Raw genomic sequence first — 24,287 nt, forward strand, 5'->3', positions numbered from 1 at the left:
ATCGTAAGGAGGATGTTTCATGAAAGGTTTTGAATACTTACAAAAAGAATTAGATGATATGCAACAAGAAGGGACATTCCGTGAATTAATCCCTCTGGAATCTGCACAAGGTTCTAAAGTGAAAATAAAAGGAAAAGAAGTTATTCAACTCTCCTCCAATAACTATCTAGGTTTGACTTCCCATCCGAGAATGAAGAAAGCTGCTGACAAAGCGAATGAAGAATATGGCGTCGGCACGGGATCTGTTCGTACCATTGCTGGGACACTGCAGATGCACGAAGACTTTGAAGAGAAACTTGCGAAGTTCAAACATACGGAAGCAGCACTAGTTTTCCAATCTGGATTTACGACAAACCAGGGAGTGCTTTCATCCATTTTAGGAAAAGACGATGTCGTCATTTCGGATGAATTGAACCATGCTTCTATCATTGATGGTATCCGTTTAACGAAGGCGGATCGCAAAATCTACAAGCACGTAGATATGGAGTCGCTCGAGGATGCACTGAAAGAAAGTTCTGATTATCGCACGCGTCTGGTTGTCACAGATGGTGTTTTCTCTATGGATGGAAATATTGCCCCACTGCCGGAAATCGTAGAGCTGGCTGAAAAATATGATGCTCTTGTGATGGTCGATGATGCTCACGCGAGCGGGGTATTAGGTGATAACGGAAGAGGAACTGTAAACCATTTCAATCTGGATGGTCGTGTCCATATCCAGGTCGGCACATTAAGTAAAGCAATTGGAGTGCTCGGCGGTTATGTAGCAAGCACAAAGACACTTCGTGAATATTTAATCCATAAGGGACGTCCATTCTTGTTCAGTACATCTCACCCGCCAGCGGTAACGGCTGCGAATGATGCGGCAATTGACGTTCTTCTTGAGGAACCAGAGCTGATTGACAAGCTTTGGGACAATACTAAGTTCTTTAAAGATGGGTTGAATGAACTTGGCTTCGATACGGGGATCAGCGAAACACCTGTCACGCCTGTAATGGTTGGAGATGATGCTCTGACACACAAATTCTCAGATGAATTGTTTGAAGAAGGAGTCTTCGCTCAAGGAATAGTCTTCCCGACTGTTCCGCGTGGAAAAGGAAGAATCCGCACGATTGTAACTGCTGAGCACTCTAAAGAAGAGCTCCAGGAAGCGTTGAATGCATTCGAAAAAGTTGGCAAAAAACTAGATATCCTATAAGCGGAAAGACCACTGTGAGCATCCACAGTGGTCTTTCTGTTTAATACTTTAAATAAACACCTCCCTATAAGCCCTCTTATCTTGAAGACTTAGTTTCGAGATATATTGTGAGTGGATAGGTGTGGCGGGGAATGGCTCGTCCAGCTTCACCGCCCAGACAATCGCGTCATAAGCAGAACATCAAAGGAATGAAAAAGCACAACCCGTTGATGTTCTGCTTATGCCAGTCGTGTCTACCAGGGCGATTCCGCATTTCAACACTTTCCCGCGGGAGCTTGGTGTATGCTGAGGTAAACGAACCTAGAGAGGACCGTCTTCGTCACCCCTATCCTAGAGGGATATAGCGCTATATAGCAAGGTTTCCAACACTTTCTTGGAATGGGGTGGTGGGGGAGCTGCGAGACTTCCGTGGGAGAAGGAGGTAGGCGAGATCCCGCAGGGCGTTAGCCCGAGGAAGCTCGACAGTTCCCCCACAGGAAAGCGAGTTGCTTCCCAACCACCCCTGACTCATTATATAGCAACGAACCCCCGATTAACTCGAATTCAAGTCTTCAACTATCCTGCCATATAGCTGAATGAAGGACAAAATTGTGGCGATTTACTTAATCAAAGAGTATGAAAATAGGGGAATTGTGGATTATACTTAATTTATCATGATAAACTTGATATAATGATACAGTTAGAAGGATCGGCTTGAAAGGAGATCATTATGAACGAACAACAGCGGAAAGAAATGTCCCAGATCCGTCAAGGAACACCAGAAAATAAAGATGCTGGGCAAGATAACTTAAATCGCTTAAAACAAAAAACAAGTGAAGATTTTGTAAAATATTTCGAAACAACATATCAACCACCAAATATGCGCGATGCTCAACGCCGTAAGCGTAAAGAGACAGACGTCCATTATGATTTTGAAATACCTGAAGATATGGATCAAGCAGGAAAAGGAAAAAAATATATGATCCGTACATACGGGTGTCAGATGAATGAACATGATACGGAAGTCATGGCTGGAATTTTTGAAGAGATGGGCTATGAATCGACCACAAATACAAAAGAAGCGGATATCATTCTTTTAAATACTTGTGCCATCCGTGAAAATGCGGAGAACAAAGTGTTTGGCGAAATTGGTCATTTAAAACCTTTGAAGATGGAAAACCCTAATTTGATCATCGGTATTTGTGGATGTATGTCTCAAGAAGAATCGGTCGTTAACCGTATTTTAAAAAAGCACCCATTCATTGATCTTATTTTTGGTACCCATAATATTCATCGGATCCCTCAACTAGTCAAAGAAGCTATGTTTGGTAAGGAAATGGTCATCGATGTTTGGTCTAAAGAAGGGGACATCATCGAAAATCTTCCCCGCTCCCGTAAGGGGAAAATTAAAGCATGGGTCAACATCATGTATGGATGTGATAAGTTCTGTACGTATTGTATTGTCCCTTATACAAGGGGGAAAGAACGTAGCAGGCTTCCTAAGGATATTATTCAAGAGGTGCGCCACTTGGCTGCTCAAGGATATAAGGAAATTACACTGCTTGGGCAAAATGTCAACGCATATGGAAAAGACCTGGATATGGAATATGGCCTGGGTGACCTTATGGACGAGTTGCGCAGCATTGATATTCCGCGCGTCCGGTTCACTACATCCCACCCAAGGGATTTTGATGATCGATTGATTGAAGTCCTTGCTAAAGGGGGTAATATGCTTGATCATATTCACCTTCCTGTGCAATCCGGAAACACGGATGTACTGAAGATTATGGGGCGTAAGTATTCTAGAGAAGAATACTTGGAACTTGTCCGTAAAATCCGTGCAGCGATGCCAGACGCAACACTGACAACAGATATCATTGTCGGCTTCCCTAATGAAACGGAAGAGCAGTTCCAAGACACTTTATCGTTAGTGGAAGAAGTCGGTTTTGAAGCCGCTTATACATTCATCTACTCCCCGAGAGAAAATACACCGGCAGCGAAGATGAAGGATAATGTATCGATGGAAGAGAAGAAGGATCGTCTTCAGAGGTTGAACAAAATCGTCAATCAACAATCTGCGGATGCAATGAAAGAATATGAAGGTGAAATCGTCGATGTTCTCGTCGAGGGTGAAAGCAAGAAGCAGCCAGACGTATTGGCTGGTTATACAAAACGTAACAAACTTGTTAACTTTAGGGCTCCCGAATCCGTCATTGGGCAAATAGTGCCGGTCAAAGTGACTAAAGCAAAAACATGGTCCCTGGACGGGGAATTAGTAGAAATAAGCGCAGAGGTGAAATAAATGGCACAATACACAAGAGAAGAAGTTGTTAAGGAAGCGAAAAAATTAGCAAAAATGATGGCTGATATCGAAGAAATAGACCGTTTCAAACAATTAGAAGCAAAGTTGAATGATAATCAGAAAGTTCAATCACATATTAAAAAGATAAAAGCTTTGCAAAAACAGGCTGTCAACTTCCAGGCGTATGGCAAGACGGAAGCTTTACAAAAAATTGAAAAAGAGATTGACCGTTTACAAGATGAACTGGATGAAATTCCAGTTGTGGCAGAATTCAAGGATTCTCAAACCATTATTAATGATATTTTACAGATGGTGTCTAACACTATTTCCCGTGAAGTTACGAATGAAGTCATTCGTTCTACAGGCGGCGATGTATTGCAAGGTGAAACAGGTTCAAATAAACAAAGTCATGGCTGCAGCCATTGATGCATACACTTCCGTCAGAGGGTTTTCCCCCCTCTGGCGGATTTTTTTGTACAATTTTATAGCCTATTGCATAGAATGAATTAAACACGTCCTTAGGCCATTATCACGGTAGTCACCATTCGCCCAACCCCTGCATAGGATGGGTGGTAGAATAAGGAGGAATGAAACCCTATGTCTTTTTTTGAACGAGATTACAGAGAAATCATCACAAAAGCTGTAATCGGAAAAGGTAAAAAGTTCACAGAATCCACACACACCATCAGCCCTTCGCACCGTCCGACAAGTATCTTAGGTTGTTGGGTCATCAATCACATCTACAACGCTAAGAAGAAAGGGGATCACGTCGAGGTATCTGGAAGTTACGACATCAACGTCTGGTATTCGTATAATGACAACACCAAGACAGAAGTAGTTACAGAACGAGTAAGCTACTGTGATCACGTGAAATTAGCTGTTAAAGATGACAATTGTGTACATGATGACTTCGAGGTTATTGCCAAAGTCGTACAGCAACCAAACTGCTTAGAAGCGAATATTTCTGGAAATGGTCAGAAAATCGTAGTAGAAGTAGAAAGAGAATTTATCGTGGATGTCATTGGAGAGACCAAACTTTGCGTGAAGGTCGACCCGCACGGTTGTGATAATAAAGATGATTATGACTATGACTTATCATCAGACGATTTCTCAGCGATTGAAACGGACTTCCTCCCATCATCATCAAGCAGCCATGATAAGAAAGATTAATTCATCCTTCCTTGCTGTTTCAGCGAGGATTTCTTTTTTGTCCAGGTGCATGGCCGGAATGCATCTGGACTGTTTCAATAGCCCCACCAATTCTCTTCTGTATTAGAAGGTTTGCCCTGTATGCTATAATGAGGGAAGAATCTTATGTACGTTTTGGAGGATTGTTCTAATGGCACAATACACACCCATGATGCAGCAATATTTAAAAATAAAAGCAGATCAAAAAGACGCCTTCCTATTTTTTCGGTTAGGCGATTTTTATGAATTGTTCTTTGACGATGCATTAAAAGCATCCCAAGAACTTGAAATCACATTAACAAGTAGGGATGGGGGTGGAAGTGAGCGAATCCCGATGTGCGGGGTTCCGTACCACTCAGCTGAAAATTACATAAAGCAGTTGATTGAAAAAGGGTACAAAGTGGCTATTTGTGAGCAAGTAGAGGATCCAAAAGCAACCAAAGGCGTTGTGAAACGAGAAGTTGTGCAGTTGATTACCCCTGGGACCGTGATGGAAGGAAGCATGTTAGATGAAAAGGAAAATAATTACCTTGCTTCATTGAGCGCTTTTGATGATGGTTCTTATACAGTTAGCTACAATGATCTGACGACTGGGGAGAATAGTGTTGCACTTATTTCTGGTGGCTTTGATGCAGCAATGAGCGAATTATACAGTCGTCCGGTTAAAGAAGTAGTTGTCGCATCTGACTTTAATGAAGAGCATAAACAGATGCTCAGTGAACGATTGGGATACACGGTTTCTCATCAAGATGAAACAGAAATAGTTCCTGAGTTTCATAAACTAGTAGAAGATGTCCACCAGGATAAATTGTTAACTGGGTTCGGTCGGCTGTTAAATTATATTCAGCATACCCAGAAACGATCGCTCGATCACCTTCAGCCTGTGAAAATAATTGAGCTAAAGCAATTCATGACTCTTGATATGTATTCAAAACGAAACCTTGAATTACTCGAGACCCTTCGTAAAAAGGGGAAGTCTGGAAGTTTACTCTCGGTGGTCGACAAAACAACTACCTCCATGGGAGCACGAATGCTGAAGAAATGGATGGAACGACCGTTACTATCAGCAGATGCTATATCTACAAGGCATGAACAAGTGGAAGGTTTCCTCGATCAATTTTTTGAGAGAGAAACGTTAAGAGATGAATTATCCAATGTCTATGACCTGGAGCGTCTTGCGGGCAGGGTTGCGTTTGGAAATGTTAATGCAAGAGACTTGATCCAGCTAAGAAATTCGTTAGGCAGAGTTCCGAATATTTTAGCAACGCTTGCACAGTTTACTCATCCTAAGATAGAAAAACTTTACGAAAAAATCGATCCCCTCAGTGATTTAAAGACCCTTTTAGATGAGAGTATCGCTGATGATCCTCCGATCACGGTAAAAGAAGGTGGATTGATTCAAGACGGGTTTAATGGAAAATTGGATGATTATCGCTATGCTTCCAAGAACGGAAAGCAATGGATTGCGGAATTAGAGCAAAAAGAACGGACGCAGACCGGGATCAAGTCATTAAAAATCGGCTATAATCGTGTATTTGGATACTATATTGAAGTGACAAAAGCGAATTTGCGTCATTTGCCTGAAGGCCGGTATGAAAGAAAACAAACACTTACGAATGCGGAACGTTTTATTACACCGGAATTGAAAGAAAAAGAAACCATGATTTTAGAAGCTCAAGAGAAGAGCATAGAGTTAGAGTATGAGTTGTTTTTGGAAGTAAGAGAGAAAGTAAAAACGTATGTTAAACGCCTCCAGCATTTAGCAGAGCAAATTAGTCAAATTGATGTATTACAAGGTTTCGCTCAAGTTGCTGAAGCATATCAATATGTACGTCCTGAATATACTGATGAGCGAATTGTGAATATTAAACAGGGGCGGCATCCCGTAGTTGAAAAGGTGATGAAAGAAGGCACATTCGTCCCTAATGACATCTATATGGATGAAAGTACGGATGTTTTACTTATCACAGGTCCGAATATGTCCGGTAAAAGTACGTACATGCGTCAACTTGCTCTCACGGCTATCCTTGGCCAGATGGGTTGTTTTGTTCCATGTGAGTCTGCTAGCTTACCGATATTCGATCAAATATTCACAAGAATCGGCGCTGCAGATGACCTTGTGTCCGGACATAGTACATTCATGGTTGAAATGTTAGAAGCCAATCACGCTTTGAGTCATGCGACAGAGAACAGTATGATCCTTCTTGATGAAATCGGAAGAGGGACAAGTACTTATGATGGAATGGCGCTGGCGCAGGCCATCGTAGAGTTCATCCATGAAGAAATCAAAGCAAAAACGTTATTTTCTACACACTACCATGAACTGACGACTTTAGATGAACAATTGAATCATCTGAAAAACGTCCATGTCCGTGCAGAAGAGTATGAAGGGAATGTAGTATTTCTTCACCAAATAAAAGAAGGACCTGCAGATGAGAGTTACGGTATTCATGTGGCTAAACTAGCTCATCTTCCTGATGTACTAATTGATCGGGCCAGTGAACTTTTAGATCAACTTGAAAATGCACAGCCTGACAAAAAAGTAAAAGAATTGGAAGAATCAGAGCAACAGCTGAGTCTGTTCGTCGAAGAAGCTAAGCCGAAGCCAGTGAACGAGAAAAGATCTTCGGAGATAGAAAAACGTCTGCATTCCCTGGATCTCATGGAAATGACCCCGATGGATGCCATGAACGAACTATATCAATTACAGAAACGTCTTAAATCATAAAGGAGGTACAGAGATGGCGCGTATCCGACTGATGCCAGACCATTTAGCGAACAAAATAGCTGCCGGGGAAGTTGTCGAACGCCCTGCCTCTGTCGTCAAAGAACTTGTGGAAAACAGTATCGATGCCGGTGCGAACTGGGTTAAAATCGACCTAATGGAAGCGGGCTTGCAGCGTATCCGCATTATTGATGATGGTGCCGGGATGGATGAGGAAGACTGCGAAAGAGCATTTCACCGTCATGCAACGAGTAAAATTATTGATGAAAATGATCTCTTTCATGTCCGGACTCTAGGTTTCCGGGGAGAAGCTCTTGCAAGTATAGCAGCTGTAAGTCGTCTGAGCGTACAAACATCGACAGGGGAAGAAGCCGGAACAAAGTTGGAATTTGAAGGTGGACACCTGCTTAATCAAGGAAAAAGTGATGCAAGGAAGGGGACAGACATAACAGTTGAGGAACTGTTTTTCAATACTCCTGCCAGGTTAAAATATATGAAAACCATTCATACAGAGCTTGGACACATTACAGATGTATTGAACCGGATGGCGTTGGCTCATCCTGAAGTCCAATTTTTATGTACCCATAATGAAAAGCAGATATTTAAAACGAACGGCAGGGGCGATCTGCTCCAAGTAATAGCCAGCATCTACGGAAGAAACGTTGCTATGAAGATGGTTCCAGTTGAAGTGGAAACGGCAGATTTTACAATCACTGGATTTATCGCAAAACCTGAAGTTTACCGATCTACACGACAATACATGTCAACCATCATCAATGGATGTTTCATACGGAGCATACCCTTGAATAAAGCGATCTTACAGGGGTATCATACGTTATTGCCCATTGGGAAAAGCCCGATCGTGGTATTGAATATTGAAATGGATCCTATTCTTGTTGATGTGAATGTTCACCCAGCAAAAATGGAGGTCCGATTCAGTAAAGAGAAAGAATTATATGATTTAATAGAAGAGACGGTAAGAGAAGTGTTCCGTAAGCAAACATTGATCCCTGATGTACAGGAACCCAAAGCAAAGCCGCAACAGGAAAAGACAACTCAGGAATCATTTGATCTTTATGAAACTAGAAGAGAAGATGCTCACAGACAGAGAGAATCGACTGTCGATCATCTAGTCACATACGAAAAAGAGCCTTCCACCCAAACGTATACTCAACAACAAGATGAATTGTTGAAAGAAATGGTTCCTACTTTTGATTCCGATAACAATCCAGACGGACCAAGTATTCTAGAAAGAGACACCCCGGAGAAAAAAGAGAACAAAGAAGAAGTGGATAAAAGAGTGCCGACCATGTATCCAATTGGTCAACTTCATGGCACGTATATCCTTGCACAAAATGAAGAAGGCATGTATATAGTCGATCAACACGCAGCCCAGGAGCGGATCAAGTATGAGTTTTTCCGTGATAAATTTGCAGAAGTGGAACATGAAGTCCAGGAGTTACTTGTGCCTATGACCTTTGATTTTTCTAAAAAGGAAGCGCTCCGTATAGAAGAATACAAAGAAGAACTTGAAAAGGTTGGTCTGTTTTTTGAACCTTTCGGTGATACCACCTACATTATCCGTAGTCACCCCCAATGGTTCCCGAAAGGGTTTGAACAAGAAATCATGGATGAAATGATTCAGCAGTTGATTAATGAGGATAGAATTGACATATTGAAACTGAGGGAAGAAGCGGCAATTTTAATGTCTTGCAAACGTTCGATAAAGGCTAACCACTACTTGAATCAGGCAGACATGTTCCAACTTTTAGAGGATTTGCGAAAGTCGACGGATCCGTTTACATGTCCGCATGGTCGACCGATTATTGTTTTTTTCTCCGAATATGAAATGGAAAAGATGTTCAAGCGTGTTATGTAACTCTGAAGGAAAATCGAAACATAAGTGGAAAAGAGTGCAAATGTCCTGAGGAGTTTATGGAAACGCAGGAGTTGTAACCGATAATAAAAATTAAATAACTTTCCCCAAAAAAAGTGAGGCCTCGAATCATATGAGGCCTCACTTTTTTTATATAAGTTTACGTAATCATTTTATTATCAACTGGTATGATAGCATATTTTGTAATAGGGGAGGGCTAGGAGATATTTTTTTGTTGCAATAAAAAACGGAAATAATTATCAATTTGTTTAATATCTTCCGGTTGGATACCGAACCATGCTTTTTTATCAAAAAACACTGGTTTATTGTAACCCTTTGTTTCTAGGAGCTGCTTAATTTCACGCATTTCATCTTCCAGTTCATCACTTAATCCCAGGAGATAATCTGCGGTGGTATGAAGGGCATTGGCGATTTTAGTTAAATCCTCAAGATCTGGAGAAGTATAATTTCGCTCCCAATTCGATACGACTTGTGGGGACACACCGACTTTTTCAGCTAACATCGACTGTGTTAAACGTCTCTCTTTTCTAAGTGAACGAATTCTTTCATGAACCACTTTAAGACGCCTCCTTTTCTATACTATAACACATACTAACGACTTACGATAGTAAGACTAACGAATATTTTGAATTTTACTAACGGAATTCGTTAGTTACGGTAACGGATTGCGTTAGTTTGTGGCCTGAGGTATGATTGTAGAGCCAATCATGTATAATAAGGAAATGTGAAGGAGGTGGATTTATGAAGCCATTAGTTATAGCAATCGTCGGGCCGACAGCGGTTGGCAAGTCGAAATTGGGGGTCGAGATAGCCAAACGGTTTGATGGGGAAGTGATTAGTGGAGATTCCATGCAAGTTTATCGGACAATGGATATTGGGACAGCGAAAGTGTCCGATCAGGAAGCTGGTGGGATTCCTCATCATATGATTGATATTAAAAACCCGGATGAGAGTTTTTCTGTGGCTGAATTTCAAGAAAAAGTCCAGCATTTAATCAAAGAAATAAGCTCCAGGGACAAGGTACCTATTCTTGTAGGAGGGACAGGTTTATACATACAGGCAACACTTTATGATTTCAATTTCTCTGAACAGAAAAAAGACCCGGCTGTCGTCGAACGCCTGGAAAGAGAAATGGTAAAAAAAGGAAGATTATATATGTACGAGCGCCTTCAGTCCATTGATCCCGAACAAGCGAAACGGGTCCACCCAAATAATGAGCGAAGAGTAATCCGGGCGCTGGAACTTTATGAAACGACTGGACAAGTGATGAGTGAATATCATGAAGACCAATCAGAGGAATCACCGTTCCGGCCTATATTAATTGGTTTGGAGATGGAGCGGGAACTTTTATATGAACGTATAAACCGTAGAGTAGATGGAATGATTGAAGAAGGTCTGGTGGATGAAGTTAAAAGGCTTTATAATCAGGGTTTTAAGGATGAACAATCAATGAAGGCGATCGGTTATAAAGAATTGATTCCATACCTTGAAGGTTATTGTGAATGGAATGAGGCTGTCGAATTATTGAAGCGGAACTCGAGAAGGTATGCTAAACGGCAATACACCTATTTTAAAAATAAAATGGACGTTCAATGGTATGAAATAACCCCTTCTAACTATGAAGATAAATTTGAAACAATTTTAGGCGATTTAGCAGGAAAGATAGATTAATACGTAGAAACGTAATATTACAGATAGAAAAGAGGAGGAAGATCCATGGCCCAATCTGTTAATATCCAGGACAATTACTTGAATCAATTAAGAAAAGAACGTATGCAGGTGACCGTCTTTCTGCTTAATGGTTATCAGCTGAGAGGCGTTGTCAAAGCTTTCGACAACTTCACTGTCCTATTGGAGACAGAAGGAAAACAACAATTGATATTCAAACATGCAATTTCTACATTTGCTCCTGTGAAAAATATTTCATTGGATAAAGAATAGCGTGTACATAAAGCGGATGCCCTTTAAACGGGCATCCGCTTTATCTTTGATGTCAACTTTTGGGCGTTTGTCACAGGTTCTCTCCATGCCGCGTATGATGAAGGAGAATGAGGAGGGATTGATGTGCAACCGCAGGCTAAAACAGCGAGACCGAGCACGATTAACATCGTATTGAATGATATGAAAGATAAAGCTGTCCCTGAACGGAAAGCGGTCGTGCGAGAACAGCCAGCTGCCCCTTTTTGTAAGATCGATGAGTTTTTCTCAAGCATCATAGGGATGGAATCTTTAAAAAAGACATTGAAAGAGATTTATGCACAAGTCTTTATATCTCAAAAAAGAGTGGATGCCGGTCTTAAAGCGAACCATCAAGTGTTACACATGGTGTTTAAAGGAAATCCGGGTACAGGAAAAACAACTGTAGCCAGAATGGTGGCTACTTTATTTCGCGAAGTGAATGTCTTAGAAAAAGGGCATTTCATCGAAGCAGACCGCAGTGACCTAGTTGGCGAATATATCGGTCATACGGCCCGAAAAACAAAAGAATTGATTCATAAGGCGCTTGGCGGGGTTCTTTTCATAGATGAGGCTTATTCTCTTGCCAGAGGTGGGGAAAAAGATTTTGGCAAGGAAGCAATCGATACATTAGTCAAATGTATGGAAGACCATCATGACGAACTGATTGTCATCCTTGCAGGGTACCCGGATGAAATGGAAGATTTTCTAACGATAAACCCTGGATTAGCATCGAGATTTCCTCTACAGCTCTCCTTTCCAGACTATGATGCTAATGAACTTTTACAAATTGCTTTTGGAATGATTGAAGATCGGGAATATTGTTTAACACGAGAAGCTGAAAGAAGGCTCTATCAGCATTTAACCTCCGTTTGTGCCAGGAAGATCGATAATTTTTCGAATGCGAGGTATGTTCGGAACCTTATCGAAGAAGCTATTCGTAAACATGCTTGCCGGGTGATCAGCAGCCCGGCCTTTAAGAAGAAGATGCTGATGACCTTGCAAGCGGAAGATTTTACCGTGTCAACAGAAGAGTCGTTTTTTCATTAGATGGTGATGTTATTCATTGCCATCGCTTTTCTGTTATGATGAATGGAGATAGAAAGAGGAAAAGTAGGTGAAGAACAATGGCAAAAGAATTAGTTGTATTGGTTGCAAGAATTGATCCAATGGAGCAGGAGGAGCGGATACATTCATCCTTAGAAGAACTCCAGTCGCTTACAGAAACAGCGGATGGAGAGGTGAGTAAAATCATTACCCAAAAACGTGACCGGGTCCACCCGGCTACATATGTTGGGGAGGGAAAGCTGGAAGAAATCAAACTTGCTGTTGAGGAGGGGGGAGCCGAACTCGTCATTTTTAACGATGAGCTCTCCCCCGGGCAATTACGTAACATATCTGACCGTGTCGGTGTTCGCGTCATAGATAGAAGTCAATTAATCCTTGATATATTTGCAGGAAGAGCACGTACGAAAGAAGGTAAGTTGCAAGTGGAGCTTGCTCAGCTGCAGTATTTGCTTCCGCGGCTGGCTGGACAAGGGACAGCTTTATCGCGTTTAGGCGGAGGAATCGGGACGCGTGGTCCTGGTGAAACGAAGCTTGAAACGGATCGTCGTCACATCCAGCGAAGAATCGATGACATCAAAAAACGTCTGGACACCGTGGTTAAGCAAAGGGAGCAATATAGAAAAAGACGGAAAGAAAACCGTGCTTTCCAAGTCGCGATTGTAGGCTATACCAATGCAGGGAAATCAACCTTCTTTAATAGAGTGACAGACAGTCAATCCTTTGAAGAGAATCTTTTATTTGCTACCCTCGATCCATTAACAAGACAAATGAGTCTTCCTTCTGGCTTTTTAGCGCTTATTTCTGACACTGTTGGTTTCATTCAGGATTTGCCAACATCATTAATTGCCGCCTTCCGATCTACTTTAGAAGAGGTGACAGAAGCGGACTTTGTCCTTCACATGGTTGATGCATCCCATCCAGACCATATCCAGCAGGAAAATACGGTACTGAAGTTACTGGATGAACTTGGTGCAGGTCATTTACCTATGCTGACTGTTTATAATAAAAAAGATTTATTACAAGAAGACTTTATTCCGAATTCCCACCCATCCTTGACGGTAAGTGTTCATGACTCTATTGATCGTAAGAGGGTGATGCACAAGATTGAAGAAGTGTTGAGAGAAGAATGGGATGAGTATGATGTGTTCGTACCATCATCTGAAGGGAAACGCCTGCAACAGTTCAAAGCTTATAGTATGGTTACATCGCTCACCTATTATGAAGAAAAAGATGGGTATGCACTTCATGGATACATTCACCCTGATCACCCACTGAAACATCAGATTTTATAAGCGAGGAAGAGGTTACATCATGAATATTCAAGAGTTAAAACGGACAGTAGAACAACAGATTGAAGGACAACATAACAAAATCAATCAGACTGTCGAAGCTAATCAAGAAAAAGTGTTACATGCCTTCCAAAAACTAAGAGTGAGTGATTCGCACTTCAATCCTACTACAGGGTACGGGTATGACGATTTTGGACGTGATACCCTTGAAGAATTATATGCAACGATCTTTTCTGCGGAAGATGCACTAGTCCGACCGCAATTGATTTCTGGAACCCACGCAATTACGACATCTTTATTCGGAGTTTTACGACCTGGTGATGAACTTTTATACATATCCGGGGAACCTTATGACACATTAAAAGAAGTGATCGGAACGGGAGTGGGAGAGGATACAGGTTCCTTGAGTGATTTTGGTGTCTCCTACAAATCTGTGCCATTGGATTCTGATGGGGCTTTTTCAAAAGATCAGATTCAGGCATCCATCACTGAAAAAACAAAAGTTGTAGCAATACAACGTTCCAAAGGCTATGACAATCGACCTTCCTTTTTGATCAAAGAGTTAAAATCAATTATAGAGTTTGTGCGCCAGCAAAAAAAGGATGTCATTATCTTTGTAGACAATTGTTATGGAGAGTTTGTAGAAACCGAAGAACCTCTCGAAGTTGGTGCTGATTTAATTGCCGGATCATTGATCAAGAATCCTGGCGGAGGAATAGTCCGGATGGGGGGCTATATTGCGGGGCGCAAAAAACTGATTGAGATGTGCAGCTATCGACTTACTGCACCGGGGCTAGGGAAAGAAACGGGTGCTAGTTTGAACAGTCTTCAGGAGATGTATCAAGGAATTTTCCTTGCTCCACATGTTGTCGGGGAGGCGTTGAAAGGTGCTGTTTTCTCTGCGAAGCTTCTAACCGAACTCGGCTTTGATACAAACCCTTCCTACGATGCGAGACGTACAGACCTTATACAGTCGGTCAATTTCAATACAGCAGAGCAAATGGTAAAGTTCTGTCAGGCCATTCAGCAGGCTTCTCCCATCAATTCGCATGTCCGCCCGGAGCCTAGTGCGATGCCAGGATACACCGATGAGGTTATTATGGCTGCTGGTACGTTTATTCAAGGGGCAAGCCTGGAATTGACAGCAGATGGCCCGATTCGCCCTCCATATACGGCATATGTACAGGGCGGGTTGACATATGCCCATGTGAAATTAGCGGTCCTCCAAGCAGTAGAACAACTGTTAAAGGAGGAAATGCTCACACCAACGGCTGACTGAATGATAGCCTTTTCAAAAATTCGTTAAAATTTATGTGAACATTCCTCACATATGTTGACATATCCCTTGCGTCACGTATAATTAAAGTATCATTCTTTATGGGGAGGAGGCACATCGATGAGTGATGAAATTCGTCGTTCTATGCCATTGTTCCCGATGGGGATTGTTCAATCTTTGACAGACCTTACTGCACGGCAAATCCGATATTATGAGCAACACGAGCTTATACATCCGGCCCGTTCGGAAGGAAACCGCCGTATTTTCTCTTTCAATGATGTCGATCGATTGTTAGAGATCAAAGACTTGATAGATCAAGGGGTCAATATGGCAGGTATAAAAAAAGTTCTGAAGCTGAATGACCAGCCAGAGAACGAAGTGTATGATGAAGAACAAGTTCAAGAAGTTCATAATGAGCTTACTGAGAAAGAACTTCGTCGTATGTTACAACGAGAACTATTCACAGCGGGAAGACAAGGTAAGTTAGGAATCAGACAGGGAGAAATGTCTAGATTCTTCCATTAATTTTTTGTTGAGAGGGGATATTCAATGGGGTTAACAAAAGAAGAAATTTACAAAAAAATCGATGAGGAAAACGTCAAGTTCATCCGCCTTCAGTTTACGGATATGCTTGGCACAATCAAAAATGTGGAAATTCCACTGAGCCAGTTAGATAAAGCACTGGATGGCATGATGATGTTCGACGGATCCTCTATTGAAGGATTTGTGCGTATTGAGGAGTCTGATATGTATTTAGTGCCAGACTTGGATACGTTTGTCGTTTACCCATGGACATCTGAAAAGGGGAAAGTGGCACGATTCATCTGTGATATTTATAACCCGGATCAGACACCATTCGAAGGGTGCCCGCGTTACAATCTGAAACGTAACATTAAAAAAATGGAGGAACTTGGCTTTTCTTCCTTCAACATTGGGACAGAGCCGGAATTCTTTTTGTTTAAATTAGACGAAAAAGGCGAGCCTACAATGGAATTGAACGATAGAGGTGGCTATTTTGACCTTGCTCCTACCGATTTAGGGGAGAATTGCCGTCGTGATATCGTCCTTGAGCTTGAAGAAATGGGCTTTGAAATTGAAGCATCCCACCATGAAGTAGCACCTGGACAGCATGAAATTGATTTTAAATATGCAAATGCAGTAAAACACTGTGACGATATTCAAACTTTCAAGCTTGTGGTTAAGACCATTGCACGACAGCATGGTTTACACGCAACCTTCATGCCGAAGCCGCTGTTTGGTGTTAACGGATCAGGAATGCATGCCAACATGTCTTTGTTCAATGAAAACGGTAATGCCTTCTTCGACGAAAAAGGGGAAGAACAGCTTTCTGAAGTGGCCTATCAGTTCACGGCTGGCATCATCAAACATGCTACAAACTTCACAGCTGTAACAAACCCGACTGTTAACTCATATAAACGCTTGGTACCAGGCTATGAAGCTCCTTGTTATGTTGCCTGGTCAGGACAAAACCGCAGCCCACTGGTACGTGTACCGACATCCCGTGGATTGAGCACTCGTATTGAAGTCCGCAGTGTAGACCCGGCTGCCAACCCTTATATGGCAATGTCTGTTCTTCTTGCTGCAGGTCTTGATGGAGTGAAGAATAAATTAGAGGCACCAGCACCTGTCGATCGCAATATCTATGTGATGGATAAGAAAGAGCGCGAAGCTCATGGAGTGAAAGATCTCCCGGCTACTCTTTTTGATGCTCTTGAAGAACTTCAACAAGACCCAATCATGGTGGAAACTCTTGGTGAGCACTTATTTGAACATTTTATTGAAGCTAAAGAGATCGAATGGGATATGTTCCGTACCCAAGTCCATCCATGGGAACGCGAGCAATACTTGCAAACATACTAATAAAAAAAAGCCTTGGCTATACCTGGTCAAGGCTTTTTTGACTTGAGAATTTTTTTGGCCAGGTTATTTTATAATGATGGTACCCTTTTATAATTCAGAGAACCAACCCTCATTTTTTGTAATGGAACGGGAGTAAATATGTTTCCAAAACCGCTTTTATGACTTATTAGGTTCTAAGAAGTGTTGTCTTTAATGAGTGAATATTCATTCACTCTATTGATTTATAGCAATCTATTTAAATATGGTAAAAGGAAGTGGATACCTTGAAGTTGAAAAGTGGAGATGTTTTTTCTCATACCCATACATTCACTAGGGAAGAAGTGGAGCAGTTTGGGATGCTGACAGGAGATCAAGGGAGACATCATACGGAACAAGATTCAGGAGGTAGGGTTATGGTACAAGGTCTGATGACTGCAAGCATCGCTACCAAAATAGGAGGAGACTTGAATTATATCGCAAGGAAAATGGTTAGTGAGTTTTTACGGCCAGTATTTACTGGCGATACAATTACTTGTGAAGTCACACTCACCAAGGTGGAAAGAATGGAAGGTCGGAAAAATCTTGAAATGACTTCGATTTATACAAACCAACTCGGCAAGATTGTCATGCAGGGAACCAGTCATGGAATAATTAAAAGTATAAAATAAATCATTTTATCTGTGCATTGGAGGGGATCTGAAATGGGTGTTCCATGGATGTCGTACAAATTGAGGTAACGAGAGCGTGGGAGATTGTTGGGAGAATTGGGCGATACTTCCAATGGTTGTTTAGGGAAAGAAGTGTTCAATTGATAAGACTGAATAAAAGACGAGGTCGAAAATAACAAGAGACGAGCGAAATGAGCTCGTCTCTTTTTTAATGGACTGTACGGTATAAGCCTACTACTTTACCTAATATGGAAACATCATTTAGCAAGATTGGCTCCATGGTGGCATTTTCAGGTTGAAGGCGGATATGATTTCTTTCTTTAAAGAACCGTTTCACTGTCGCTTCTTCGTCTTCTGTCATAGCGACAACGATATCACCGTTAAGAGCAGTTTGTTGTTGCCTTACAATGACCATATCCCCGTCTAAGATTCCGGCTTCGATCATACTTTCCCCTTGTACGATCAGGACAAACGTATTGTCCTCTGAGCCAACCAAGGTGTCCGGAAGCGGTACATACTCCTCAATGTTTTCCACTGCAGTGATTGGAGAGCCCGCAGTAACTTTACCAATTACTGGAGCGTAGGAAGCTTCAGTTCTAGGGATACTATGATCTTCCTCTAACTCTATGACTTCAATGGCTCTTGGTTTCGTAGGATCCCGTCTGATATAGCCCTTTTTCTCTAATCGAGAGAGATGGCCATGAACAGTAGAACTGGAGGCTAATCCTACTGATTCCCCTATTTCCCTTACAGAGGGAGGATAGCCTTTCATCACTACTTGTTCTTTAATAAAATCTAATATTTCCTGTTGCCGCTTTGAAAGTTTACTCATAGATTAGCACCTCGTACATAGGATTATAGTAACCACATTGTACCATGCATCTGTAAGTAATACAAACAAGCGTTCGAAAAAAGCTGTTGACAAGAACATACATTCGTATATAATTTAAAGTAACAAAAAGCGAACACAAGTTCTTAAGAACGTTCGTTCTCAAAAAACGGAGGGATTTTTATGTTTAACAAACTTTCAAAGCTTGATTACACGTATATTATCTTATTTATTGTTAGTTTCATCATTCTCTATTATTCTATGGTCACAACTGTATAAAAATAGATTAATAAGTGAATAGAGAGGAACTTCATCATGAGAGTAATCCTATACTGCAGGGTGAGTACAGAAAAAGAAGCCCAGGTAACTTCGTTAAATAGACAAAAAGCAGAATTGATGGCTATGGCGGATGAGAACGGTTTAGAAGTCATAGATTGTATTGAAGAACAAGCAAGTGGGTATGAGATTGAAAGGGAAGGTGTTTTTGAATTTCTGGAATACTTCTCTTCTGGTGAGGCAGATGCCCTGCTCGTCCAAGATGAAACGCGCCTTGGCCGGGGAAATACCAAAATTGCTCTTTTTCATCAATTGAACCGCTTGAATACAAAAGTTTATTCGCTTTCTAATAAAGGGGAATTGCAATTGTCAGAGTCGGATTCTATGGTGCTACAAATCGTCGGTATTGTGGAGGAATACCAACGCAAAATACACAATATGAAGATAAAAAGAGGGATGAGAAAGGCTGTAGAGCAAGGGTATGACCCATCATCTAATTTATCGAATCAACATTCAGCTCCCGGACGTGAAAGAATTGAATTTCCTATAGAAGAGGTCGTACGGCTTCGGAAAAACAACCTTACCTTCAAGGATATCGCTGCAACACTCCGTGGGTTGGGCTATGATGTTTCAAAAGCCACGGTCCACCGTAGATACAAGGAGTACCTTTCGCTTGAAATTGATGAGTAAGCAAGTTAATATATAGTATATGGGGCAAGGATCCGTGGATCTCTTGTCTTTTTCATGTTTATCCGATCCAAACTATGATTAAAAAGGAGTAGGATCTAATGCTATCTAAAGAAAAAATCAATCGTATCAATGAGTTAGCAAATAAATCGAAACAAGAAGGACTATCAAAAGAGGAAAAAGAGGAGCAACAAACATTAAGACAGGAATATTTGAAAAGTGCTCGTAAGTCTTTCAAAAATCAGCTAAAAGGTGTGACTGTGGTTGATCCTAAAGGGAATGACGTAACCCCTGAGAAACTACGCCAAATGCAGAGAAATGAAAAAAAGAATTAAGTAAAACTTCTCCGCGCTCGATTCTATTTCGGGGGCGGATTTTTATTGTTTATTTCCAGCAAATCAGGGGAAATTATTTGAGAGACTATATTAGATTTGCGCACAATGCTTGTTTCAGAGCGAAATTCATTATAGGATAATACATGGTACATATACCTGAAGAGAAAGGGGAACATTGAACATGGCAAACAGCCTTGAACAAACATCAATCAATACAATTCGAACTTTAACAATCGACGCAGTGGAAAAAGCAAATTCTGGTCACCCGGGAATGCCTATGGGGGCAGCTCCGATGGCATATACATTGTGGACACAATTTATGGACCACAATCCGAAGAACTCTAACTGGTTCGACCGCGACCGTTTTGTCCTTTCAGCTGGTCACGGTTCCATGCTTCTTTACAGCTTGCTTCATTTATCTGGATACAATGTGACAATGGACGACCTTAAGTCCTTCCGTCAGTGGGATTCTAAAACTCCTGGACACCCTGAGGTTGGCCACACTGATGGTGTAGAGGCTACTACAGGTCCTCTTGGTCAAGGAATTGCAATGGCTACAGGTATGGCTATGGCAGAAGCTCACCTGGCAAGTAAGTATAATCGTGAAGGTTATAATGTCGTGGATCACTATACCTATACAATTTGTGGAGATGGTGACTTAATGGAAGGTGTATCGCAAGAATCTGCTTCTCTTGCTGGACATCTGGGACTTGGAAAACTAATCGTCCTTTACGATTCTAACGATATCTCTCTAGACGGTGATCTTGACCGTTCTTTCAGTGAAAGTGTTGAAAAACGATATGAGGCATATGGTTGGGAAGTTATCCGTGTTGAAGAAGGCACAAATACAGAAGAAATCACAAAAGCACTAGAAAAAGCGAAAGCCAACACGAAACAACCGACGATGATCGAAGTTAAGACAGTCATCGGTTACGGTTCTCCGAATAAATCAGGGAAATCTGCTTCTCACGGTGCCCCACTAGGCGATGATGAAGTAACAGCTGCAAAACAGTTCTATGAGTGGGAACACGAGCCGTTCCATGTACCTGATGAAGTTTATCAAGATTTTAAAGATAAAGTTCAAAAGAATGGTCAAGATAAAGAACAATCCTGGAATGAACTGGTCGCTCAGTATAAAGAAGAGTATCCTAAACTTGCAGAAGAATTTGAAAGAGCGATACGTGGCGAGCTTCCTGAAGGATGGGATAAAGAGCTTCCTTCATACACAGTAGGGGAAGACAGCCCGGCAACGCGTGCTGCTTCAGGTGACGCTATTAATGCTCTATCAAAAACAATTCCTAACTTTTTCGGTGGTAGTGCGGACCTTGCAGGTTCCAACAAAACAACGGTAAAAGGGGAAGAAGACTTCTCCCGTGAAAATTACGCGGGCCGTAATATCTGGTTCGGTGTTCGGGAGTTCGCAATGGCGGCTGCCTTGAATGGCATGGGCCTTCACGGAGGGCTGAAAGTTTATGCAGGTACGTTCTTCGTATTCAGTGACTATTTACGTCCAGCTGTTCGTTTGTCTGCCATAATGAACCTTCCAGTGAACTATGTATTCACCCATGATTCAGTTGCTGTAGGAGAAGATGGTCCTACACATGAGCCAGTAGAGCAACTAGCTTCTTTACGTGCTATGCCTAACCTTTCTGTCTTAAGACCTGCAGATGGGAACGAAACCAATGCTGCATGGAGACTAGCACTGGAATCTGAAACAATGCCTACTGCTCTTGTGCTTACACGTCAAGGGCTTCCTACTTTAGAAGGAACAGAAGAGAAGGCTTATGAGGGAATGAAGCAAGGTGCTTATATTTTGAGTGATTCTGATAAAGAAGAGCCGGATGCGATTCTTCTCGCTTCAGGTTCTGAAGTTCAACTTATTGTACAAGCTCAAGCGGAACTGAAGAAAAAAGGTTATGATGTTCGAGTGGTAAGTGTACCTTCATTCGATCGTTTCAATGCTCAACCTCAAGAGTATAAAGAAAAAGTGCTACCATTGAATGTGCGGAAACGTCTAGCCGTAGAGATGGGAGCATCATTCGGATGGGAGCGTTATGTAGGTTTGGATGGTTCTATCATCGGAATAGATACATTCGGTGCATCAGCTCCTGGCGATACAGTTATTGAAAATTATGGCTTTACAGTTGAAAATGTAGTTAAACATGCTGAAAACTTGATGAAATAACCGTATTCAGCTGCCTCTGTTATGGAGGCAGCTATTTTTTTTCTAGTTTTCTTAACGCCTATATCCTATGATATAATAGGGAATAAGAATTATTGTTGTCTCTTTTGATGTTATACATCCTAGGGCAGGCACTGAAATCAGTTCTCTTCCTGGGCCCCCACTATTGATTGCATTTGATAGCGATAGAGGGGAAAGCTATGGCTGGAACTGTTCGGTTAAACGGAATAGGGGCTAATATCATAAAACGACTATTGTATTCTAAAAATCGTTTTACTATACTATTATGGGAGACAACACGAAGGAGGAAGACGAAGTCATGACATTGGGGATCGTATGGGTTATCATCATAGCCTTGTTGACTCTTGTCGGTGGTGCAGCTCTAGGTTTCTTCATCGCAAGAAAGTATATGATGAACTATTTAAAGAAAAACCCACCAATCAACGAACAAATGTTACGCACATTGATGATGCAGATGGGTCAGAAACCATCACAGAAGAAGATCAATCAAATGATGCGTTCGATGAACAATCAAATGAAATAATGAATCGAGCCTTCTTTCATCTTTGGAAAGAAGGCTTTCTCTATGTAATGTTCAAAGGATATTCACAAGCTCCAACATCGTTTTTTGTGAACCGCTCTGATACAATAGGGACGACAATGAATGAGTAGGATGTGATTATTAATGGATGTGAATGTATTTCTCGCTTTTGGTGCGGGGTTTTTATCGTTCCTATCTCCATGTGTCTTTCCTTTATATCCAGCTTTCCTTTCCTACATAACAGGAATGAGTGTTCAAGAGTTAAAAGAAGACAATGGGATGTTGAAGAAAACGAGTCTGATTCATACAGCAATGTTTTTGTTAGGCTTTACAACAATTTTCTTAGTACTAGGTTTCTCCGGCTCGTTCTTTGCACAGTTCTTAATACACAATGAAACGATCATCAGGCGACTAGGTGCGATTTTAATAATATTTTTCGGTTTTGTCATTATCGGGGTATTCAACTTTGATTTTTTGATGAAAGATAGAAAAATTTCCTTTAAAAACCGCCCTTCTGGTTATCTGGGTACTTTCCTCATCGGGCTTACATTTTCCCTTGGATGGACGCCTTGTACGGGTCCTATACTAGCAGCTGTTTTGTCTCTTGGAACAGACTCACCGGACCTCTTTTTAGTTATGATGCTAGCTTATTCCCTTGGGTTCTCTGTACCGTTCGTAGCCTTATCCTTCTTCATTGGTAAATTGAACTGGATTAAACGGCATAGTGCGGGCATTGTAAAAGCAGGGGGCTATGTCATGATCTTTGTTGGTATTGCTCTATACTTTAATTGGATGGCTAAACTTACCTCATATCTAGCAGGTCTCTTTAATTTTCAAGGGTTCTGAGAGATGGATTTTAGTGTACATTTGTATTATGATGTGTGGTATAGATTAAAAACATAAAAGGAGTAATTGTATGACCCGAACAAACGACATTATTTTAAGAACAACAACTACGCTAATTGCCTTTATCCTACTAGGGTTTTCCATTTACTTGTTTTTCGCTGGGCATAATGCACCTGGTGGTGGGTTCATCGGGGGTCTGATGACTTCTGCGGCGATTATTCTTATGTATATGGCTTATGGTATTCAAGCGATGGAAAAGATTTTGCCTATTAATTTCCGTCAGATTATCCCGGTTGGTCTAATCATAGCTGCAGCTACTGGAATCGGGGGGATGATTTTCAATGCCCCGTTTCTTACCCAGACTTTCGCCTACTTCCAGCTTCCTATTCTTGGTAAAACAGAACTAGCGACAGCACTACTTTTTGATCTTGGTGTATATCTGGCAGTTGTCGGTGTTACGATGACAATTATTTTAACAATCGCAAATGATCGCGGGTAAGGGAGAATTCATGGCTGAAGCTTTAGACAAAAATGATACTAAATTCAATGGCGGAGAAGTGGTAGAGGAATACAAAACACTTCAACCTGAGTTAAGCACAATGGTTATTACTTTTGTAGAAAAAATGGTGGTGTCCTCGAAGCCGCCGAAACGTTTGTTATCCTAAATTTGTAAGGACAGAAAAGAAAGAGTGAATCTTTATGTTGTGGTTGATTGCAAGTACTATAATCGCTGCCGTAATGGCAACCGGGATGATTTTTGTCCGATTGCGTGCCGCCAAGCAGCCGGCGAGTGTTAAAAAAATCATCTTGCCACCTTTTTTCATGAGCACTGGTGCTCTGATGTTTGTGTTTCCGATGTTCCGGGTTCAGTGGAGCCAGGTGCTTGAAGCTCTGATGATTGGTGTAATTTTTTCCGTTTTCCTAATTCGCACATCAAAATTCGAGGTGAGAGATGGGGAAATTTATTTAAAACCATCTAAAGCGTTCATCTTTATACTTTTCGGCTTGTTAATTCTCCGAGTTGTCTTCAAAATAATTATTGGACAGCATGTATCCTTTGGCGAAACAAGCGGTATGTTTTTCCTTCTTGCCTTTGGTATGATCATAACGTGGCGTCTAGCGATGTTGAGGCAATATTTACATTTAGAAAAGAATATCGAACCAAAAAAGGACCTGGCATAAGCCGGG

At 41.4% G+C, this 24,287-nt stretch carries 24 protein-coding genes; 22 read left to right on the forward strand and 2 right to left on the reverse strand.

Going from position 1 to position 24,287, the window contains the following annotated elements:
- Positions 1 to 19: 19 nt before the first annotated feature.
- The 6 genes from BMZ58_RS16225 (at position 20) to mutL (ending at position 9,268) form a co-directional block, all read left to right on the forward strand.
- The gene (locus tag BMZ58_RS16225) at positions 20 to 1,195 is read left to right on the forward strand and encodes a glycine C-acetyltransferase (RefSeq protein ID WP_075037610.1); all 1,176 of its coding nucleotides are present in this window, start codon (positions 20 to 22) and stop codon (positions 1,193 to 1,195) included.
- Positions 1,196 to 1,904: 709 nt separating this feature from the next.
- Positions 1,905 to 3,476 (forward strand): tRNA (N6-isopentenyl adenosine(37)-C2)-methylthiotransferase MiaB, encoded by a 1,572-nt coding sequence (gene miaB, locus BMZ58_RS16230; RefSeq protein ID WP_075037611.1) that lies wholly within the window; start codon positions 1,905 to 1,907, stop codon positions 3,474 to 3,476.
- Positions 3,477 to 3,902, forward strand: coding sequence for a YlbF/YmcA family competence regulator (locus tag BMZ58_RS16235; RefSeq protein ID WP_075037612.1), 426 nt, complete (start codon positions 3,477 to 3,479; stop codon positions 3,900 to 3,902).
- A 171-nt stretch (positions 3,903 to 4,073) separates the two neighbouring features.
- Complete coding sequence (locus tag BMZ58_RS16240) at positions 4,074 to 4,646, forward strand: outer spore coat protein CotE (protein WP_075037613.1); 573 nt, start codon at positions 4,074 to 4,076, stop codon at positions 4,644 to 4,646.
- A gap of 169 nt (positions 4,647 to 4,815) precedes the next feature.
- Entirely contained in the window at positions 4,816 to 7,392 is a 2,577-nt protein-coding gene (gene mutS, locus BMZ58_RS16245) for a DNA mismatch repair protein MutS (protein ID WP_075037614.1), read from the forward strand.
- Positions 7,393 to 7,405: 13 nt separating this feature from the next.
- On the forward strand, positions 7,406 to 9,268 hold the full coding sequence (mutL, locus tag BMZ58_RS16250) for a DNA mismatch repair endonuclease MutL (RefSeq protein WP_075037615.1): 1,863 nt from the start codon (positions 7,406 to 7,408) through the stop codon (positions 9,266 to 9,268).
- 214 nt (positions 9,269 to 9,482) lie between these two features.
- Here the strand turns inward: mutL and BMZ58_RS16255 are convergent, their stop codons facing one another.
- On the reverse strand, positions 9,483 to 9,842 hold the full coding sequence (locus BMZ58_RS16255) for a helix-turn-helix domain-containing protein (RefSeq protein ID WP_075037616.1): 360 nt from the start codon (positions 9,840 to 9,842) through the stop codon (positions 9,483 to 9,485).
- Between the two features lie 185 nt (positions 9,843 to 10,027).
- Between BMZ58_RS16255 and miaA the strand changes: the two genes are divergently transcribed.
- From miaA to BMZ58_RS16295, 8 genes are all read left to right on the forward strand, one after another.
- Positions 10,028 to 10,957: a tRNA (adenosine(37)-N6)-dimethylallyltransferase MiaA gene (gene miaA, locus BMZ58_RS16260; RefSeq protein ID WP_075037617.1), complete on the forward strand. Its 930-nt coding sequence runs from the start codon at positions 10,028 to 10,030 to the stop codon at positions 10,955 to 10,957.
- Between the two features lie 45 nt (positions 10,958 to 11,002).
- Entirely contained in the window at positions 11,003 to 11,227 is a 225-nt protein-coding gene (gene hfq, locus BMZ58_RS16265) for an RNA chaperone Hfq (RefSeq protein ID WP_075037618.1), read from the forward strand.
- A 123-nt stretch (positions 11,228 to 11,350) separates the two neighbouring features.
- Positions 11,351 to 12,292, forward strand: a complete 942-nt coding sequence (locus BMZ58_RS16270; RefSeq protein ID WP_244151622.1) for an AAA family ATPase — start codon at positions 11,351 to 11,353, stop codon at positions 12,290 to 12,292.
- A 77-nt stretch (positions 12,293 to 12,369) separates the two neighbouring features.
- Entirely contained in the window at positions 12,370 to 13,602 is a 1,233-nt protein-coding gene (hflX, locus tag BMZ58_RS16275; protein ID WP_075037619.1) for a GTPase HflX, read from the forward strand.
- Positions 13,603 to 13,621: 19 nt separating this feature from the next.
- Positions 13,622 to 14,878: a methionine gamma-lyase family protein gene (locus BMZ58_RS16280; RefSeq protein ID WP_075037620.1), complete on the forward strand. Its 1,257-nt coding sequence runs from the start codon at positions 13,622 to 13,624 to the stop codon at positions 14,876 to 14,878.
- A gap of 117 nt (positions 14,879 to 14,995) precedes the next feature.
- Positions 14,996 to 15,400, forward strand: coding sequence for a MerR family transcriptional regulator (locus tag BMZ58_RS16285; protein WP_075037621.1), 405 nt, complete (start codon positions 14,996 to 14,998; stop codon positions 15,398 to 15,400).
- Positions 15,401 to 15,424: 24 nt separating this feature from the next.
- Positions 15,425 to 16,756, forward strand: coding sequence for a type I glutamate--ammonia ligase (gene glnA, locus BMZ58_RS16290; protein ID WP_075037622.1), 1,332 nt, complete (start codon positions 15,425 to 15,427; stop codon positions 16,754 to 16,756).
- Positions 16,757 to 17,019: 263 nt separating this feature from the next.
- Positions 17,020 to 17,403 (forward strand): hotdog family protein, encoded by a 384-nt coding sequence (locus BMZ58_RS16295; RefSeq protein WP_075037623.1) that lies wholly within the window; start codon positions 17,020 to 17,022, stop codon positions 17,401 to 17,403.
- Positions 17,404 to 17,611: 208 nt separating this feature from the next.
- Here the strand turns inward: BMZ58_RS16295 and lexA are convergent, their stop codons facing one another.
- The gene (gene lexA / locus BMZ58_RS16300; RefSeq protein ID WP_075037624.1) at positions 17,612 to 18,235 is read right to left on the reverse strand and encodes a transcriptional repressor LexA; all 624 of its coding nucleotides are present in this window, start codon (positions 18,233 to 18,235) and stop codon (positions 17,612 to 17,614) included.
- A gap of 312 nt (positions 18,236 to 18,547) precedes the next feature.
- On the opposite strand from lexA, the gene BMZ58_RS16305 reads away from it, so the two are divergent.
- The 8 genes from BMZ58_RS16305 (at position 18,548) to BMZ58_RS16335 (ending at position 24,281) form a co-directional block, all read left to right on the forward strand.
- Positions 18,548 to 19,198 (forward strand): YneB family resolvase-like protein, encoded by a 651-nt coding sequence (locus BMZ58_RS16305; protein ID WP_075037625.1) that lies wholly within the window; start codon positions 18,548 to 18,550, stop codon positions 19,196 to 19,198.
- A 98-nt stretch (positions 19,199 to 19,296) separates the two neighbouring features.
- Positions 19,297 to 19,530: a DUF896 domain-containing protein gene (locus tag BMZ58_RS16310; protein WP_075037626.1), complete on the forward strand. Its 234-nt coding sequence runs from the start codon at positions 19,297 to 19,299 to the stop codon at positions 19,528 to 19,530.
- A gap of 181 nt (positions 19,531 to 19,711) precedes the next feature.
- Positions 19,712 to 21,715 carry a transketolase gene (gene tkt / locus BMZ58_RS16315; RefSeq protein ID WP_075037627.1) on the forward strand — a complete coding sequence of 668 codons (2,004 nt, stop codon included), beginning with the start codon at positions 19,712 to 19,714 and terminating at the stop codon, positions 21,713 to 21,715.
- A gap of 316 nt (positions 21,716 to 22,031) precedes the next feature.
- Positions 22,032 to 22,256: a YneF family protein gene (locus tag BMZ58_RS16320; RefSeq protein WP_035505139.1), complete on the forward strand. Its 225-nt coding sequence runs from the start codon at positions 22,032 to 22,034 to the stop codon at positions 22,254 to 22,256.
- A gap of 141 nt (positions 22,257 to 22,397) precedes the next feature.
- A complete protein-coding gene (locus BMZ58_RS16325; RefSeq protein ID WP_075037628.1) occupies positions 22,398 to 23,099 on the forward strand; it encodes a cytochrome c biogenesis CcdA family protein in 702 nt (233 codons plus the stop codon).
- A gap of 70 nt (positions 23,100 to 23,169) precedes the next feature.
- On the forward strand, positions 23,170 to 23,598 hold the full coding sequence (locus tag BMZ58_RS16330; RefSeq protein WP_075037629.1) for a Na(+)/H(+) antiporter subunit B: 429 nt from the start codon (positions 23,170 to 23,172) through the stop codon (positions 23,596 to 23,598).
- 10 nt (positions 23,599 to 23,608) lie between these two features.
- Positions 23,609 to 23,764: a hypothetical protein gene (locus BMZ58_RS21215; RefSeq protein ID WP_167360101.1), complete on the forward strand. Its 156-nt coding sequence runs from the start codon at positions 23,609 to 23,611 to the stop codon at positions 23,762 to 23,764.
- Positions 23,765 to 23,798: 34 nt separating this feature from the next.
- A complete protein-coding gene (locus BMZ58_RS16335) occupies positions 23,799 to 24,281 on the forward strand; it encodes a CcdC family protein (RefSeq protein ID WP_075037630.1) in 483 nt (160 codons plus the stop codon).
- Positions 24,282 to 24,287 lie beyond the last annotated feature (6 nt).

The sequence above is a fragment of the Halobacillus dabanensis genome (assembly GCF_900114165.1).
Lineage (GTDB): Bacteria > Bacillota > Bacilli > Bacillales > Halobacillaceae > Halobacillus > Halobacillus dabanensis.

Excerpts from the sequence above, each read along its gene's own strand:
- BMZ58_RS16225 (WP_075037610.1), top strand. The coding sequence starts at position 20 with ATGAAAGGTTTTGAATACTTACAAAAAGAATTAGATGATATGCAACAA.
- miaB (WP_075037611.1), top strand. The coding sequence starts at position 1,905 with ATGAACGAACAACAGCGGAAAGAAATGTCCCAGATCCGTCAAGGAACA.
- BMZ58_RS16235 (WP_075037612.1), top strand. The coding sequence starts at position 3,477 with ATGGCACAATACACAAGAGAAGAAGTTGTTAAGGAAGCGAAAAAATTA.
- BMZ58_RS16240 (WP_075037613.1), top strand. The coding sequence starts at position 4,074 with ATGTCTTTTTTTGAACGAGATTACAGAGAAATCATCACAAAAGCTGTA.
- mutS (WP_075037614.1), top strand. The coding sequence starts at position 4,816 with ATGGCACAATACACACCCATGATGCAGCAATATTTAAAAATAAAAGCA.
- mutL (WP_075037615.1), top strand. The coding sequence starts at position 7,406 with ATGGCGCGTATCCGACTGATGCCAGACCATTTAGCGAACAAAATAGCT.
- miaA (WP_075037617.1), top strand. The coding sequence starts at position 10,028 with ATGAAGCCATTAGTTATAGCAATCGTCGGGCCGACAGCGGTTGGCAAG.
- hfq (WP_075037618.1), top strand. The coding sequence starts at position 11,003 with ATGGCCCAATCTGTTAATATCCAGGACAATTACTTGAATCAATTAAGA.
- hflX (WP_075037619.1), top strand. The coding sequence starts at position 12,370 with ATGGCAAAAGAATTAGTTGTATTGGTTGCAAGAATTGATCCAATGGAG.
- BMZ58_RS16280 (WP_075037620.1), top strand. The coding sequence starts at position 13,622 with ATGAATATTCAAGAGTTAAAACGGACAGTAGAACAACAGATTGAAGGA.
- BMZ58_RS16285 (WP_075037621.1), top strand. The coding sequence starts at position 14,996 with ATGAGTGATGAAATTCGTCGTTCTATGCCATTGTTCCCGATGGGGATT.
- glnA (WP_075037622.1), top strand. The coding sequence starts at position 15,425 with ATGGGGTTAACAAAAGAAGAAATTTACAAAAAAATCGATGAGGAAAAC.
- lexA (WP_075037624.1), bottom strand. The coding sequence starts at position 18,235 with ATGAGTAAACTTTCAAAGCGGCAACAGGAAATATTAGATTTTATTAAA.
- BMZ58_RS16305 (WP_075037625.1), top strand. The coding sequence starts at position 18,548 with ATGAGAGTAATCCTATACTGCAGGGTGAGTACAGAAAAAGAAGCCCAG.
- BMZ58_RS16310 (WP_075037626.1), top strand. The coding sequence starts at position 19,297 with ATGCTATCTAAAGAAAAAATCAATCGTATCAATGAGTTAGCAAATAAA.
- tkt (WP_075037627.1), top strand. The coding sequence starts at position 19,712 with ATGGCAAACAGCCTTGAACAAACATCAATCAATACAATTCGAACTTTA.
- BMZ58_RS16320 (WP_035505139.1), top strand. The coding sequence starts at position 22,032 with ATGACATTGGGGATCGTATGGGTTATCATCATAGCCTTGTTGACTCTT.
- BMZ58_RS16325 (WP_075037628.1), top strand. The coding sequence starts at position 22,398 with ATGGATGTGAATGTATTTCTCGCTTTTGGTGCGGGGTTTTTATCGTTC.
- BMZ58_RS16330 (WP_075037629.1), top strand. The coding sequence starts at position 23,170 with ATGACCCGAACAAACGACATTATTTTAAGAACAACAACTACGCTAATT.
- BMZ58_RS21215 (WP_167360101.1), top strand. The coding sequence starts at position 23,609 with ATGGCTGAAGCTTTAGACAAAAATGATACTAAATTCAATGGCGGAGAA.
- BMZ58_RS16335 (WP_075037630.1), top strand. The coding sequence starts at position 23,799 with ATGTTGTGGTTGATTGCAAGTACTATAATCGCTGCCGTAATGGCAACC.